The organism is Demequina sp., assembly GCF_047975725.1.
Taxonomy (GTDB): domain Bacteria; phylum Actinomycetota; class Actinomycetes; order Actinomycetales; family Demequinaceae; genus Demequina.
Genome location: NZ_JBKEED010000021.1, coordinates 80,188 through 96,067 on the forward strand (window position 1 = coordinate 80,188; position 15,880 = coordinate 96,067).

Here is a 15,880-nt window from a genome sequence, read left to right on the forward strand (position 1 = left end):
GCCGAGGTCCGCGTGGCATTCCCCATCACAACGAAGTTAGGGAGAGACCACCCGATGAGACGTCCCAATGGACTGCCCGCGCGACGGCGCGTGGGTGTGCCGGCGGCGAGCATGGTGTGCGCGCTTGCGTTCATGCCCGTGTTCGCGACAGCCGGTGTCACGCAAGAAGGCGAGGGTGGCCCGACCGCCACGCCTGTGCCGCAAGAAACCGCCTCCACGGCGCCCGAGCCATCGACCTCGGCCGAACCCAGCGCTGAGCCGACTGTGGAGCCCAGCGCCGAGCCGGCAACCGAGCCCACGCCAACCCCGCATTTCCTTCAGCAGGCTCCGGTGGTCGCTACCGCGATCCCCGCGGGCTCCGAAGTGGTCGCACCCGACGACTACACCGTGATCGGGTTTAGCTCCGAGTCGCCCGGCTACCCGACGGCAGCTGACGTCGATGGCACTGCGCAGGCGGTGCTGACCGACAATATGTCCGAGGCATGGACCGTGGCGTACTCCTTGGTCGACGGTGCAGGTGTGGCCAACGATGACTTCCCTCACTGGATTGCCCTCGATGCAGGTGCGAGCCGTGAAATCACCGGTGCCCAGTACGCCATGAAGGCCGGTATTGGCCAGGCCAAGGGATACGAGGTCCGCGTGACGGATGACCCCGCCGTGACCTCCGCGCCCGACGACCTGGACTTGTGGGGTGAGCCGGTTGCCACCGGCGAGCTCGCCAACGCGCCCGGCACCACCCAGGACATCGTGTTCGACGCTCCCGCGCAGGGCCAGTACATGCGCGTGGACTTCGTGTCGTCCTATCACTCGGGCAACGTCATCGCGGCCTCCAAGATCCGCGTGGTCGCCACCGAGGATGACACTGAGCCTGTTGACCCCGATGCGGCGACACCCTATGACCTCACGCTGGGCGATGAGACTGTCACTGTGGCGACGGAGTTCCCCCAGGTCATCTCGACCACTGTTGGCGACGACACCCTTCCGGGCCAGCCTGCCGCTCTCGACACGTGGCGGATCAACGGCAAGCTCTACACGTCGGTCTCGACCTTTGAGCCGCAGACCACCTCGAGCGCGCAGTGGGTCTCGACCATCAGTGCACTCGACGGGCTGACCATCACCTCGAGCATTGCGCTCACCGACGATGGCTTCGAGTTCGAGATTGAGGACATCGCTGGCTCCATGGAGCCTGAGATCAACACCATCGGTATCCCCGACCACTCCCTGGTGGCCGTGGAGTCGACGGAGGAGTCCGCCCAGTTGGCGCGCACCTCGATCAGTTCCGACTCGACGTCGAACGCTGACGAGTTCGTGGAGATCGATGCCGACACCACCGTGGATAAGTCGGCGGTGGGATCGCCCTACGCTTTCATTTCCGGTGACGCGCTCGCGGCAGGCCTGTACTCCAACGCCACCGAGGACCTCAAGCAGAGCACCGGTAGTTCGACCGACAACCGTCTGTCGACCCGTGTGCGCGCGACGGACGACGGTGGTACCCGCGCGGAGCTCAGCTCCGGCTCGTGGGTATGGGCGCCCAAGGACGCGACCGACGCCCGCGTCGAGCGCTTCGAGCTCCCGCTCGTCCAGGTGGTCGTCACGGGCGACCGCACCGACGATGGGGCCGACTGGCAAGACGCGGCCGTGCTGCTGCGCGACGTGATGCCCACGCCGCTGGGTGCGGAGCGGGTTCCCGAGCGCGTCGTGCAGCGCATCCCGTTCAACATCGCGAGCGAGACCACCAACCCGTTCTCGTTGACACTCGACAACACCAAGCGCCTGGCACTTGCCACCGACGACCTGGGGCAGTGGGTGCTGCTCAAGGGCTACACCTCGGAGGGGCACGACTCAGCCAACTCTGACTACGGCGGCAACTACAACGAGCGTGCCGGAGGCCTTGAGGACCTCAACACGCTGATCGACGCTGGTGACGAGTACAACGCGGACTTTGCGGTTCACGTCAACACGACGGAGATTTACCCGGCCGCCTATTCCTTCAGCGACCGCATCATCCAGGGTCAGGGACTGGGCTGGGGCTGGCTCAACCAGTCGTACGGCATCGACCAGCGCTATGACCTCGGCGAAGGCGGTGTTCTCGACCGCTTCCAGCAGCTGGCTGACGAGGTCCCCGGTCTTGACTCGGTGTACATCGACGTCTACTACTCCAACGGATGGCTCGCAGAAGAGCTTGCGAACGAGCTCAACGAGATGGGCCTCGAGGTGGGATCCGAGTGGGCCTACGCGTTTGAGGGCAACTCCTTGTGGTCGCACTGGGCAAACGACAAGGCCTACGGCGGAGAGACGAACAAGGGCCTCAACTCGGACATCTTGCGGTTCATCTCCAACGGCCAACGCGACATCTGGAACGTAGACCCGTTGCTGGGTGGCGTGGACCTGCTCGACTTTGAGGGTTGGACGGGCAAGAACGACTACAACGCCTACTACCAGGGAATCTGGACCGACAACCTGCCTACCAAGTACCTGCAGCACTTTGACCTCGAGACCTGGGACCCGGACACGAGTGCCACGTTCGAGAACGGCGTCAAGGCTGTCATGGAAGGTGGCGAGCGCGTCATCACTCAAGACGGTCACGAGGTGCTGCGTGGCGACACGTACCTGCTGCCGTGGGGTAGCCCCAACGACGATGGTGTGAGTAGCCCGCTCAGCGCTGACCGCATGTACCTGTTCTCCGAGAGCGGTGTGACGCGTACGTTCGAGTTGACCGACGCCTTCGCGGGCGTGACCAACTTTGTGCAGTACCAACTGGACGACACCGGGCGCACCGAGGTCGCCAAGGTGGTGGCCAATGGTGGCAAGGTCACCGTGACGGCCGAGCCCGGTACGCCGTATGTGCTCGTGCCGGCCGGTTCGGACGACGTGGTGCCTGCGGTCACGTATGGAGCCGACACCCCGCTGACGGACCCGGGCTTCAACGAGGGCGACCTCGAGGTCTGGAACCCCACGGGCGACGCACAGCCGGCTGTTCTCGACACCGGTGACCGTGTCGCCGAGTTCGGGTCTGCCGCCTCGAGCATCTCTCAGCGCGTGACGGGCCTGACGCCCGGAGCCGAGTACACCTTTAGCGCCATGGTGGAGGTGGGCCCGCAGGCTCTCCGTGACACGACGCTGACGGTGACCGGCGGGGCTGAGGACGTCAGTCGCACCTTCGAGTCGACTCCGGCGGAGAACTGGGTGGGTTCAGATCCCAAGCACGGGACCTACCTGCAGCGTGCCTTTGTGACCTTCACGGCTCCGGCCGATGGAGAGGTCGATGTGGCGATCTCGTCGGTGGCGGGTGAGGCACGGGTCACGCTCGACGACCTCCGTATCCACGAGGTCGAGATACTCACCGAGGACGGGGCTATCGCGTCCGATGTGGAGGTCACTGAAGACGCACTGTTCTGGAACTTCGAGGACAACCAAGTGGGTTGGGGTCCGTTCGTTCGCGGCAACGCGGGAGGCACCGGCGACGCCCGGACGTCCTACAGCCGCCTCAACGAGCCCTACACCCAGAAGGACTGGAAGAACTCCCACAAGCCGTTCAACAGCGGCACGCTCGACGGCAACGCCATTGATGACGTCCTCGAAGGGACGTACTCCCTGAAGTCGCACGACGAGAACAATGGGCTGATCTACCGGACCATCCCCGCACGTGTGGACTTCGAACCTGGGCACGCCTACGAAGTGAGCTTTGACTACCAGTCAAGCGCGAATGGCGTCTACAGCTGGGTGGTGGGTACCGACGACGTCGAAGCCGGCACCTCTACGGTGCTCCGGTCGACGCCTATCTCGGCACAGCGCACCACTGCCCGCTTCACTCAAGAGGTGGTCGCTGGGTGCGGCTCGACGTGGGTTGGACTGCAGAAGGCCGGTGCGACCACCGGTAGCGACTTCGTGATCGACCAGTTCATGGTCCGTGACCTCGGCGAGGTTTCGGATCAGGCTGCCTGCGCAAACGTCGCAGTGACCATCCCAGGTGCATCGTTCTCGCCAGGCGTGTCCAACGAAATCACGACGACGTTCACCAACGCCGAAGACGTGGCCGTCTCCAACGTGGGCGTCTCGTTGACCGGCATCCCTGAGGGCTGGACGGTCGAGGTGCTGGAGCAGGACGGAAACCTCGCGGCAGAGGTTGCTCCGGGTGAGTCGTTCACGACGACCTGGTTGGTCACGCCTCCTGAGGGAGCCAAGGGACTCGACGTCGAAATCGAGGCGGCGGCAACCTATGAGGCCGATTGCGTGGAGCTCGAGGTTCAGGGTTGGGCGACGGGGACCGTGGCTGACATCGCCTCGTTGACTGTGGCCGAGGCCACGGCATCCTCCGAGCAGCCGGACTACGCGGGCGAGGGCGACGTCGACTACGCCTTTGATGGTGACACGAGCACCATCTGGCACACGTCGTGGACTCCCACTGCGTTCCCCCACTGGGTGCAGATGGACCTGGGTGTGGAAGCCGAGGTCGACGGCCTGGGCTACCTGGTCCGCCAGGCTGGCGGACCCAATGGGCGGATCAAGGACTACCGAGTCGAGGTGTCTGTTGACGGCGAGAACTGGACCGAGGTGGGTGCTGGTGAGTTCACCAACGACGCCACGGACTACCAGGTGGTCGAGTTCGAGCCGGTGACGGCCCGTTACGTCAAGCTCTGGTCGGACAGCTCGCACAACGGCCTGTTGTTCTCGTCTGCCGCCGAGTTCCAGGTGTACGGCACCGGGGGTCAGATCTCCACTGGCTTCGAGCCAGGGGAGCGCGAGCCGTTCGACCCCGACGCGTGCGTGGCCGACCCGACTCTCGAGCTGAGCGTCGGTACGGTCGAGCAGGGCGGAGAGGTCACCGTCACGGCGGGCAATCTCACCGAGGACGCGGTCGAGATCGGGATTGCCCTCCCGTACGTCGCGTTGGGGACCGTCGACGTGGTCGATGGTGTCGCGACGTCTGTCGTCACCATTCCCGCCGACCTCGACCCGGGTCTCTATCACATTCAGGTGCGCACCACCGATGGCCAGCTCATCATCGAGGCGCCCCTCACGGTGACGGAGGCGGCCGTGGATCCTGTGGATCCCACGGACCCGACCGATCCCACGGATCCCACGGACCCGACCGATCCGACCGATCCGACCGATCCGACCGACCCGACCGATCCCACGGACCCGACGGACCCGACGGACACCGGGGACACCGGGGATGCCGACGGTGACGGGAGTGACGCCAATGGTTGGCTTCCGCAAACCGGGGCGGCCGTCGGCGGACTGGCCGCTGCGGCGATGATCTCGCTCGCAGTGGGTACCGCGTTGGCACGCCGCCGCGACACCGAGTAGCGGCATGAGGCGAGGGCGCCGGGGCTCATCTGCCCCGGCGCCCTTCGCCTTCTCCGGGGCCTGTGTGCGTCGCCGAGTACGCTCGGCTCACGTCTCCCCAAAATGACGACTTCTGATTGTTTTAGACTGTTATACTCATAAAAGCGCACGCCATGGCGGCGTGCGACGCAAATGAAACAGGTACATCTCATGAACCACCAGACCTTTGTTGAGGCAGAGATCGCCTCGCAGCCCCAGACCTGGCGCCAGGCGGCACAGCTCGCACCGAGCGTGGGAGGAGCGCTCCCGCAGGACGGTCAGCGCGTCGCGGTGGTGGGATGCGGGACGAGCTGGTTCATCGCGCAGGCGTACGCCGTTCTGCGTGAGAGTGCAGGGCACGGGGTGACCGACGCTTTCGCGGGTTCGGAGTTTCCGGCCGGTCGGGACTACGACTTCATCGTGGCGATCACCCGGTCCGGCACGACCACCGAAATCATCGACCTCGTGCGTGCCGCGACCGACACCACCACGGTGGTCCTCACGGCGGTGCCCACGGCGGAGGCAGCCCGCGTGGCTGACCACGTGATCGATCTCTCCTTCGCCGACGAGCAGTCAGTGGTGCAGACCCGGTTCGCGACGACCGCGCTGGCGCTACTGCGTGCGCACCTGGGTACCGATATCGAGCCACTGGCCGCTGACGCGGAGCAGGCGCTCACCATCGATGTCGCCGACCTCGCGACGGCGGAGCAGGTGAGCTTCCTGGGACGGGGCTGGACCATCGGTCTTGCGAACGAGGCCGCGCTCAAGGCGCGCGAAGCGGCGCAGTTCTGGACCGAGGCGTATCCTGCGATGGACTACCGCCACGGACCGATCGCTATCGCCGAGGAGGGACGGCTCGTGTGGATGTTTGGACAGGCACCCGCTGGGCTCGACGCGGAAGTCGCCGCGCGGGGGGCTCTGTTTGTGCACCACGACCTTGACCCGATGGCCGCTCTGATCGTTGCCCAGCGCTTCGCTGTGGCGCTAGCCGTTCGGTTCGGACTCGACCCCGACCGCCCGCGGGCACTGACCCGTTCGGTCATTCTGCAGCCGTGACGGACTCGGGCATGCGACCAGCGTCAGGAGCCGCGGGCATCGGCCCGGGGGCGCAGGTGTGCGCGGTCGATGTGGGCGGAACCTCGATCAAGGGGGCGATGCTCGACTCGCGCGGAGAGCCGATCGCGACTCGCCGCGTCGCGAGCCCGCCTCGTGGTGCCCAGGCGGCAGATGCGGTGGTCGCCCTGGTTGCCGAGGTGATCGCGGACCTCACCGCCGAGGCGGGCGCGCCCGCCTCGGCGGGCATCACCCTGCCCGGCATCTTTGACGAGAGCCGTGGCTGGGGCATCCACTCCGAGAACCTTGGCTGGCGCGACGTCGACTTCCGCGCGCGCTTCGCAGATGTCCTCGACGTCCCCACGGCATTTGCGCACGACGTGCGCGCCGCGGGTGAGGCCGAGTGGCGCATAGGTGCGGCCGCCGGCCACGCGACGGCAGTGGTGATCACTGTGGGCACCGGTGTCTCGGCCGCCCTGATCATCGAAGGTCGGCCCTACCTCGCTGGAGGGCACGCGGGCGAAATGGGGCATGCTCCCGTTCCCGGCCACCGCGAGGCGTGCGTGTGTGGTGCGCAGGGTTGCCTTGAGGCCGTGGCATCGGCGGCGGCAATCGTGCGCCGCTTCAATGCCGCGACACAGACCGCTCGGGTCGAAGGCGCAGACGAGGTGCTCTCCTTCGCGCTCGCGGGTGACGCGTGGGCCCGCGAGGTGTGGGTCAGCGCCGTCAACGCCCTCGCGGACTCGATCACGCAGGTGATCGCGGTGCTCGCTCCCGAGGTCATCGTCATCGGAGGAGGACTTGCCGAAGCTGGCGACGAGCTCTTTGTCCCCCTGCGCACCGCTGTCGCCGAGCGTTGGGCGCTCGGCAGCGTGCCGCCGATCGTCCCGGCGCGCCTGGGGGCAACCGCAGGAATGATGGGCGCGGCATTGCGTGCGCGGGATCTTGTGTCCGAGGACACGACACCATGATCGTGACCTGTACGCCCAACCCGGCCATCGATGTCACCATCACCGTCCCGCAGCTCGAGCACGGCGGCACCAACTCCGCCCCGGCTGCCGTCAGGCGCGCGGGTGGCAAGGGGATCAACGTTGCGCGCGTCGCGCACCAGATGGGCTTCGACGTGCACGCACTCACGCAGGTCGACGACGCCAGCTCGGCGTGGTTCGCGAGCGACTTGGGCGACCTGCCCCACACCCTCGTTCCGGCGTCCGGACCCACGCGGTCGTCGTATGCGTGCGTCGAGACGGCTACGGATGTGACGACGATCATCAACGAGCGCGGCGCCGCCCTCGCTACACCGCAGTGGGCGCTCTTGCGCGGCACCTGGGGCGGCCTGACCGCACAGGCGACGGTGAGTGTCGTTGCGGGCTCCATGCCTGGTGACAGTGCTCCGGGAACTCTGGCGTCGCTCCTCGCGGCTGGAAGGACGGGGGTGCCGGTCATCGTCGACACCTCTGGAGCCGCGCTGCTCGAGGCGGCGCAGGCGGGCGCGTCGTGGCTCAAGCCCAACATCGCAGAGTTGCGCGCCGCGCTGGGCGAGGCGGACCCCGTCGCTGGCGCCCGATTGCTTCAGGCATCAGGCGCTGGCGGCGTCATCGTGTCGCTAGGAAGTGAAGGGCTCGTGGTCGTGCCCCCTGCGGGCGGCGGGTCGCCCGTGCACGGCCGCTTCCCCCACGCCATCTCGGGCAACCCCACGGGTGCAGGAGACGCGGCCGTTGCGGCACTCGCCGTGAGCCTGGATCAAGGAGTGGAAGACCCCACTGTCATTGCCCGGCGCTGTGTCGCGTGGTCCGCCTCGGCGGTCACCACGCCCGTTGCCGGAGCCGTCGACCCGTCGTGTGACACATGGGTCGACCGCGTCATCATCGAACAGATCGAGAGATAGTCACCATGCCTTTGCTTCACACCGGTTCATTGCTCCATGAGGCGGCCCGCCATGGCCGAGCGATCGGAGCGTTCAACGTCCTCCACCTCGAGACTGCGGAGGCCCTTTCTGCGGGCGCCGAGCGTGCCGGACTTCCGCTGATCCTGCAGATTTCGCAGAACTGTGTGGCCTTCCACGGCGGCCTCGAGCCCATTGGGGTCGCCACCCGCGAACTCGCGCACCGCTCACCCGCTGACCTGTCGCTCCACCTTGATCACGCCGAGGACGAGGAACTCGCGTGCGCGGCCATCGACTTGGGCTTCTCTTCGGTCATGTTCGACGGCTCGCGCCTGCCGTATGAGGACAACGTTGCGGCCACCGCCCGCGTGGTGGCGTACGCCCACGCACGGGGAGCCGTGGTCGAGGCTGAACTCGGCGAGATCGGCGGCAAGGACGGTGCGCACGCGCCCGGCGTGAGGACTGATCCGGCAGAGGCGGTGCAGTTCGTGGGCGACACGGGAGTCGACTCCCTCGCTGTCGCCGTGGGATCGTCGCACGCGATGGCGGAACGCTCGGCCCAACTCGATCTCGCCCTGATCGCCGACCTCGCCGCAGTCGTGCCCGTGCCACTGGTGCTCCACGGCTCGTCGGGTGTCGCCGACGACATGATCGTCGCCGCCATCCGAGCGGGCATCGTCAAGATCAACGTCTCGACGCACCTCAACAAGGTCTTTACGCAATCCATGCGGGCCTACCTCGATGACAACCCGTCAGTGGTGGACACCAGAAAGTACTTGGGGCGTGGACGCGAGGCGATGGCCGACGAGGTGGCTCGCATGCTCACGGTGTTTGCCGCAGGAGCGGCGGTTCAGTCACGATGACTCTGAGCGTCCTCCACTCCGCGACGGCGTTGGTGGCCGGCGAGCTGGTCACGGACGCGTATGTGGCCTGGCGCGATGGCGTCATTGTCGATACCGGTCGCGGCGCGTGGTGGGATCGGGGCGACGATCGCTCCGGGGTCACCGTGGTGGATGCCCAGGGTCAGCTGGTGACCCCCGGCCTGATCGACATTCATTGCCACGGAGGTGCGGCCGCGGCGTACGGGGTCGACCCTGCGTCGCCGGCGCTTGACTTCCACGAGAGTCACGGCGTCACCCGTCAGGTCTTGTCGATCGTGTCGGGTCCGGTTCCGAGGATGTGCGCCGAACTCGACGCGATCGCGTGTTTGACGGCGACGGATCCGCGGGTCCTCGGCAGCCATGCGGAGGGCCCGTTCCTCTCACACGAGCGACGCGGAGCGCACGACCCCGCTGCGCTGTCGGCCCCGCAGCCTGACCTTGTCGAACAGCTCTTGACGGCAGCACAGGGCACGTTGGTGCAGATCACCATGGCTCCAGAGCTGCCGGGTGCGCTCGCGGCGATCGCGCGTTTCGCTCACGAGGATGTGGTGGTGTCGGTGGGTCATACCGCCGCCGACTACACCACCACGATGGAGGCCTTCGACGCGGGCGCGAGAAATGTCACACACGCCTTCAACGGCATGAACGGACTGGGGCATCGTGCACCCGGGCCGCTCGGCGCGGCCCTGGCGCGCGAGGACGTCAGTATCGAGGTGATCCTCGACCTCATCCATGTCCACCCCGCCATGGCTGGGCTGCTCGCACGGCTCGCGGGAGACCGACTCGTCCTCGTGACCGATGCGATGGCCGCGACGGGCCTTGGTGACGGCCTGTACTCCCTGGGAGACATGCAGGTGCGCGTCGCCGACGGTGTTGCCAACCTCGTGGAGGGGGACTCGCTTGCCGGGTCCACGTTGACCCTGGACAGGGCCGTGCGCCACGCGGTGCGCGAGCTCGGGCTACCGGTACCCGAGGCGTTCGCGATGGCGACTACTCGACCCGCGCAGATGGTGGGCCGCCCTGATCTGGGTGCCATCCGCATCGGCGCGGTGGCCGATCTGGTGCTGTGGGACAGCGGGATCAACGTCCTCAAGGTGTGGCGAGACGGAAAGCTAACGTCGCAAAAGGAGAGAGATCTGAGCGACTGATCTGCATCCCTCAACGCGACAGCGCCGTGAGCTGTCGTGGGCGGTCGATTTGCCGCACAGACCCCTCTCACACAACTGATCCCCAAAGGAGGCGATCATGACAACCCATGGCCGAATCACCCTTCCCATCCAGGAGGGCCTGGACGATGTCATCCCTGGCGTCCTCGAGCGACTCGGAGCGGATGCGGTGCGCAACTCGGATGGCACCTGGCTGCCTGAGAGTGTTTCCGATCTCGCGGCGAAGGTGTACGAGACCTACTTTGTGGCGCGTGGCGATCAAGCATGGGCGCTGGCTCACCGCGATGAACGCACCAGCGTCTACCTGCAGTCCAACCGGACGAGTGCGCTCAGCGCAGATGCCCTCGACCTGCGGGTCATGGACGGCTACTTTTCCGACCAGGTAGAGCCGGACATCGCGTGTGACACCGCGCGGTGGTGGCAGGTCATTGACCGCACCACGGGAGATGTCCTGAGCTCGGACCAGTGGGAGGTCAGCGGCGAAGGCGCGGACGTGACCGTCACCATCGCGCGACCCACGGCGCACCACGTCTACACGGTGAACTTCCTGGCACGCCAGACGTGGGACTCCACGCAGATGTACAACTACTTGACCAACGGTTGGCAGGACGACCCGACCCGCGTCAAGGAACAGCCCTACGATGCCCGGTACCCGGCGACCTGGGAGCACATGCGTGAGGGTCTTCAGGAGTGGCTGGACGTGCATCCGCAGGTCGATGTGGTGCGCTTTACGACCTTCTTCTATCACTTCACCTTGGTGTTCGACGATCAGGCCAGGGAGCGCTTTGTCGACTGGTTTGGCTACTCGGCGTCGGTGTCGGTGCCTGCGATGGAGGAGTTCGAGCGTGAGACGGGCATTGCGCTCACGGCCGAGGACTTTGTCGACGAGGGCTACTACAACTCGCCCTTCCGTGTGCCGAGCACGACGTTCAAGGAGTGGATCGCGTTCCAGCACCGCTTTGTGACGGCCCGTGTCAAGGACCTCGTCGACCTGACGCATGCCGATGGCAAGGAAGCCATGATGTTCCTCGGGGACAACTGGATTGGCACCGAGCCGTACGGCCCCCACTTTGCTGCCACCGGCATCGATGCCGTGGTGGGATCGGTGGGATCGGCAGCCACGTGCCGCATGATCTCTGACATTCCCGGGGTTCGCTACACCGAGGGACGCCTGCTGCCCTACTTCTTCCCGGACGTGTTCCACGAAGGTGGCGCTCCCGCCGTGGAGGCTAGGGAATCGTGGGCCGCTGCGCGGCGAGCGATCGTGCGCAGCCCCCTCGACCGCATCGGCTTTGGTGGCTACCTTTCGCTCGCGCTTGAGCACCCCGACTTCATGGACGTCATCGAGGGCATCTGCCAGGAGTTCCGTGACATTCACAAGGCGTCGAATGGAAGCAGGCCCGCAGTTGCCGACTTCAGCGTCGGGATCGTCAACGCTTGGGGGCAGTTGCGTTCATGGCAGACCCACATGGTCGCCCATGCCCTGTGGTACCAGCACACCTACTCCTATGTGGGCCTGCTCGAAGCGCTCGCGGGCCTGCCGTTCACGGTGAAGTTCTTGTCGTTTGACGACATTCGCGAGGGCGTCCCCGAGGATGTTGGCGTCCTGATCAATGCGGGCGGGGCAGGCACCGCGTTCTCCGGCGGACCGGAGTGGCTGGACGTCGACGTGCAGGCCGCTGTGCGCCGGTTTGTCGCGACCGGAGGTGGCCTGATCGGTGTGGGCGAACCCACGGCCGCCACGTGGGGCGGTGCGACCCTGCAGTTGTCCGATGTGTTTGGTGTCGACCGTGAGGTCGGCTGGTCCCTGTCGACGACCCGCTATACCGTTGAAGATCGCGACCACTGGATCCTCGCAGGCACCGGGGGCACGTTCGACAGGGGACAGGGGGTGGGTGCCGTGAGCGCTCCTGCGGACGGCGCGACCGTCTTGCAGTTCCGTGACTCCAGCGTCGACCTCGCGGTGAACTTCTACGGCCAGGGCCGTGCCGTGTACGCGGCGGGTCTTCCCTACAGTGCCGACAACGCACGCGTGCTGCACCGGGCTATCTACTGGGCTGCGGGGCGCGAGACTCAGGCGGACCATCTCGGATGGTCCTCGGACCCGCGTGTCGAGTGCGCCTGGTACCCGAATACCAGGCAGGTCTTTGCTTACAACAGCACGGCCGATGCGGTGCGGACGGTGCTGTCGGGGCCGTTCCCTGAGCGGGAGATCGAGGTGCCTGGCTACCAGTCCGTCTGGATCGATGCGCAATAGTGATCAAAACCGCTCTGAATCTATCGTATAGTTGCAAGTAGGCGACGACTGATCGCCCCCGCACCACCCTCGCGGGCCATCTCCTCGAAGGCGAGTAGAAACACCATGACGAAGTCAAACAAAGGACGCGCGATCGCGACGGTGACCGCCGTCAGTGCCACGGCGCTGGCCCTCACCGCCTGCTCTGCCCCCGCAGAAGAGCCGACCGACACCCCTGAAGCCACCGACCAGGTAACCAGCGAGCCCATCGAGCTCACCTACCTGCACCGTCTGCCCGACGGTGAGGGCATGGTGACGGTTCAGGAGATCGTCGACCGATGGAACGCCGACAACCCTGACATCCAGGTCAACCCGGTCAAGTTTGACGGTGCGTCCGCGGAGATGACCCTCAAGCTCGAGACCGACATCAATGCGGGTGTGGGACCTTGCCTCGCCCAGGTCGGCTACTCCGAGGTCCCCGACATGTGGGTCAAGGGTCTGCTGCAGGACGTCACTGACTTCAGCGGCCAGTACGCGAGCAACTTCGCCGAGGGCGCCTTTAACGCGATGGCAGTGGGAGGCAGCCAGGTTGGCCTTCCCCAGGACACCGGCCCACTGGTGTATTTCTACAACGAGGCGGCCTTTGAAGAGCTCGGCCTGGAGGTTCCGACCACCGCGGACGACTTCACGGAAGCCGCCGCGACCGCAGCTGAGGACGGCAAGTACATCGCAGCCTTCACTCCCGACGAGGCACAGAACTGGCTGTCCGGCCAGGCGGCCGCTGCGGGTGACGCGTGGTACACGGCTACCGACGCCGGATGGGCGGTCGACACTGTGGGCGAAGGCACCCAGCAGGTGGCTGACTTCTGGCAGACCATGCTCGACGACGAGTCCGTGTACGTGGGCCAGCGCTGGGGCGATGGCTTCACGCAGGCTCTCGTTGACGGCCAGCTGGTCGGCCACATCGGCCCCGCCTGGGAGGCCGGCTTCATGCTTGACCCGCTCGATGGCACTGACGCTGAGGGCCAGTGGCGCGTCGCCCAGCTGCCCGACTTCGGGGCGGGCGTGATGTCCGGTCCCGACGGTGGATCTGGCGTTGCTGTGATGTCGGGCTGCGAGTACCCCGAGCAGGCCATGGAGTTCAACAACTGGTTCAACACCCAGGTGGACGACCTCGCCACCCAGGGACTGCTGGTTGCCGCCGACGCTTCCGTCGAGACGCCCGAGAAGATGGCACGGCAGTTCGGCGGCCAGGACGTGATGGCTGAGTTCCAGGCCGCGAACGCGAACCTCAACCCTGACTTCGTGTACTCGCCCGGATTCCTCACGCTGTCGACCATGAACCAGAAGGCCGATGAAGTCGCCGCAGGTACTGCGGACGTCATCGACATCTTCGAAACCGCACAGGCCGACTCCGTCACCGCACTGACGAACCTGGGCCTCCCGGTCGCGGAATAATCCCATGCGAGCATCGAACCGGCCGGGGGTGGAGCTGAGCTCCGCCCCCGGCGGCGGGAACCGGCGGCGGGTGGGCGCGCGTCAGCGCTCGGGCTCGAACCGGCGCCGGGAAGCGCGCTACGGATGGATGTTTGCGGCACCGTTCGCCGTGCTGTTCGCCCTGGTGTTCCTGGTGCCCATCCTTGTGTCGATCAAGGAGGCATTCTTCGCCCAGGTGCCGGCCGGCACAGATCTCTATGGCGGTGGAGAGCTCGTCGACACCTTCGTGGGGTTCGACAACATCGCCGCCGTTGCCACCTCCTCGGCCTTCTGGACCGGCATGGGCCGCGTGGTGCTCTATGCACTGTTCCAGATTCCGATCATGATCGGAGTGGCGCTGGCACTCGCACTGCTGCTCGACTCGGTCGTGATTCGCCGGGTGGGGTTCTTCCGGCTGTCGTACTTCCTGCCCTACGCCATCCCCGGGATTATTGCCGCAATGATGTGGCTCTACCTCTACACGCCAGAGCTGTCACCGTTCATGGACTATCTGCCTGCGGGCACCGACTTCATGGCTCCCGGAACGATTTTGGCGTCGATGGCGAATATGACGACGTGGACGTACACCGGCTACAACATGCTGGTATTCCTGGCCGCACTTCAAGCCATTCCGCAAGAGCTCTACGAGGCCGCGAGGGTCGATGGAGCGTCGGGCTGGCAGGTGGCCACGCGCATCAAGATTCCCATGCTGCGCGGAGCTGCCACATTGACCGTCTTGCTGTCGATCATCGGCACCATTCAATTGTTCAACGAGCCGTCGGTGATGGAGACTGCAAACCCCTGGATGGGTAAGGACTTCACGCCGATGATGATGGCCTACAACTCGATGATGGGCACCGTCACACCGTCCGGATCTGGGCCTGCATCGGCGATCTCGCTCATGATGGCGCTCATTGCCGCGGTCCTGGCCGCCATCTATGTTCTGGTTCAGCGTGTAGGGAGCCGACGATGACGCGACTCAAGGGACGCCAGCCGTCCGCCACGGGCCCCACCAAGTCAACGAGGGTCATCACCTATGTCGTCCTCGGCGTGTGCCTGGTGTACTTCCTCGTTCCGGTGCTCTGGGTCGTGTTCGCCTCGACCAAGAGCAATGCCGACCTGTCGACCAGCTTTGGCATGTGGTTTGCCGACAACAACCTGGGCACCAACTATCACAGCCTCATGTCCTGGACCCAAGGGTACTTCTGGCGCTGGGTAGGCAACTCGTTGTTCTACTCGACGACGGCGGCGGTGGTGGGCACGCTCATCTCGGTGATGGCCGGCTACGCGATCACCCACTTCCGCTTCCCGGGCCGGCGAGTGTTGTCGGGTGCGGCCATGGGAGGCCTGCTACTCCCCATCGCCATCCTGACCGTGCCGTTGTACATCGTGTTCCACTCCATGGGCCTCACGAACACTGCCTGGGCGATCATCATCCCCTCGTGTGTCTCGCCGTTCGGGTTGTTCCTGGGCGTCGTGTACGCACAGGCGTCTGTTCCTCGAGAACTCATCGAGGCGGCACGCGTTGACGGGGCGGGAGAGGCTCGCATCTTCTTCACGATGGTGTTGCGCCTGCTCGCACCGGCGATGGTGACGATCTTCCTGTTCATCTTTGTGGCGACGTGGAACAACTTCCTGCTGCCACTGATGATGGTGTCGTCGCCTGAGCTCAAACCGGTCACGCTCGGCCTCTACGGCATGATGAGCTACTTCGCCCCTGAGAAGGGCGCAGTCATGCTGGGCGCCCTGCTGGGTGTGCTGCCGCTGATCATCCTGTTCTTCGGACTCCAGCGCTACTGGCAGGCAGGGCTCGCTGCTGGTGCCGTGAAGGGCTGATACTCGACGCTCAAGCGCC

10 protein-coding genes are annotated in these 15,880 nt (G+C 65.8%); all 10 read left to right on the plus strand.

What is annotated here, in order from left to right:
- Window positions 1-54 precede the first annotated feature (54 nt).
- A complete protein-coding gene (locus ACK5NO_RS07735) occupies window positions 55-5,310 on the plus strand; it encodes an endo-alpha-N-acetylgalactosaminidase family protein (RefSeq protein ID WP_416812088.1) in 5,256 nt (1,751 codons plus the stop codon).
- A 189-nt stretch (window positions 5,311-5,499) separates the two neighbouring features.
- The gene (locus ACK5NO_RS07740) at window positions 5,500-6,384 is read left to right on the plus strand and encodes an SIS domain-containing protein (RefSeq protein ID WP_416812089.1); all 885 of its coding nucleotides are present in this window, start codon (window positions 5,500-5,502) and stop codon (window positions 6,382-6,384) included.
- A complete protein-coding gene (locus ACK5NO_RS07745; RefSeq protein ID WP_416812090.1) occupies window positions 6,381-7,352 on the plus strand; it encodes an ROK family protein in 972 nt (323 codons plus the stop codon). The genes ACK5NO_RS07740 and ACK5NO_RS07745 overlap by 4 nt, the downstream gene beginning before the upstream one ends.
- Complete coding sequence (locus ACK5NO_RS07750; RefSeq protein ID WP_416812091.1) at window positions 7,349-8,269, plus strand: 1-phosphofructokinase family hexose kinase; 921 nt, start codon at window positions 7,349-7,351, stop codon at window positions 8,267-8,269. Before ACK5NO_RS07745 ends, ACK5NO_RS07750 begins: the two co-directional genes overlap by 4 nt.
- A 5-nt stretch (window positions 8,270-8,274) precedes the next feature.
- Complete coding sequence (locus ACK5NO_RS07755; RefSeq protein ID WP_416812092.1) at window positions 8,275-9,129, plus strand: class II fructose-bisphosphate aldolase; 855 nt, start codon at window positions 8,275-8,277, stop codon at window positions 9,127-9,129.
- Complete coding sequence (locus ACK5NO_RS07760) at window positions 9,126-10,295, plus strand: N-acetylglucosamine-6-phosphate deacetylase (RefSeq protein ID WP_416812093.1); 1,170 nt, start codon at window positions 9,126-9,128, stop codon at window positions 10,293-10,295. The genes ACK5NO_RS07755 and ACK5NO_RS07760 overlap by 4 nt, the downstream gene beginning before the upstream one ends.
- 97 nt (window positions 10,296-10,392) lie before the next feature.
- The gene (gene gnpA, locus ACK5NO_RS07765; RefSeq protein WP_416812094.1) at window positions 10,393-12,570 is read left to right on the plus strand and encodes a 1,3-beta-galactosyl-N-acetylhexosamine phosphorylase; all 2,178 of its coding nucleotides are present in this window, start codon (window positions 10,393-10,395) and stop codon (window positions 12,568-12,570) included.
- Between the two features lie 105 nt (window positions 12,571-12,675).
- Window positions 12,676-14,007: an ABC transporter substrate-binding protein gene (locus tag ACK5NO_RS07770; protein WP_416812095.1), complete on the plus strand. Its 1,332-nt coding sequence runs from the start codon at window positions 12,676-12,678 to the stop codon at window positions 14,005-14,007.
- Window positions 14,008-14,011: 4 nt separating this feature from the next.
- Window positions 14,012-14,998 carry a carbohydrate ABC transporter permease gene (locus ACK5NO_RS07775; protein ID WP_416812096.1) on the plus strand — a complete coding sequence of 329 codons (987 nt, stop codon included), beginning with the start codon at window positions 14,012-14,014 and terminating at the stop codon, window positions 14,996-14,998.
- Window positions 14,995-15,861: a carbohydrate ABC transporter permease gene (locus ACK5NO_RS07780; protein ID WP_416812097.1), complete on the plus strand. Its 867-nt coding sequence runs from the start codon at window positions 14,995-14,997 to the stop codon at window positions 15,859-15,861. Before ACK5NO_RS07775 ends, ACK5NO_RS07780 begins: the two co-directional genes overlap by 4 nt.
- The last annotated feature ends 19 nt before the right edge of the window (window positions 15,862-15,880 follow it).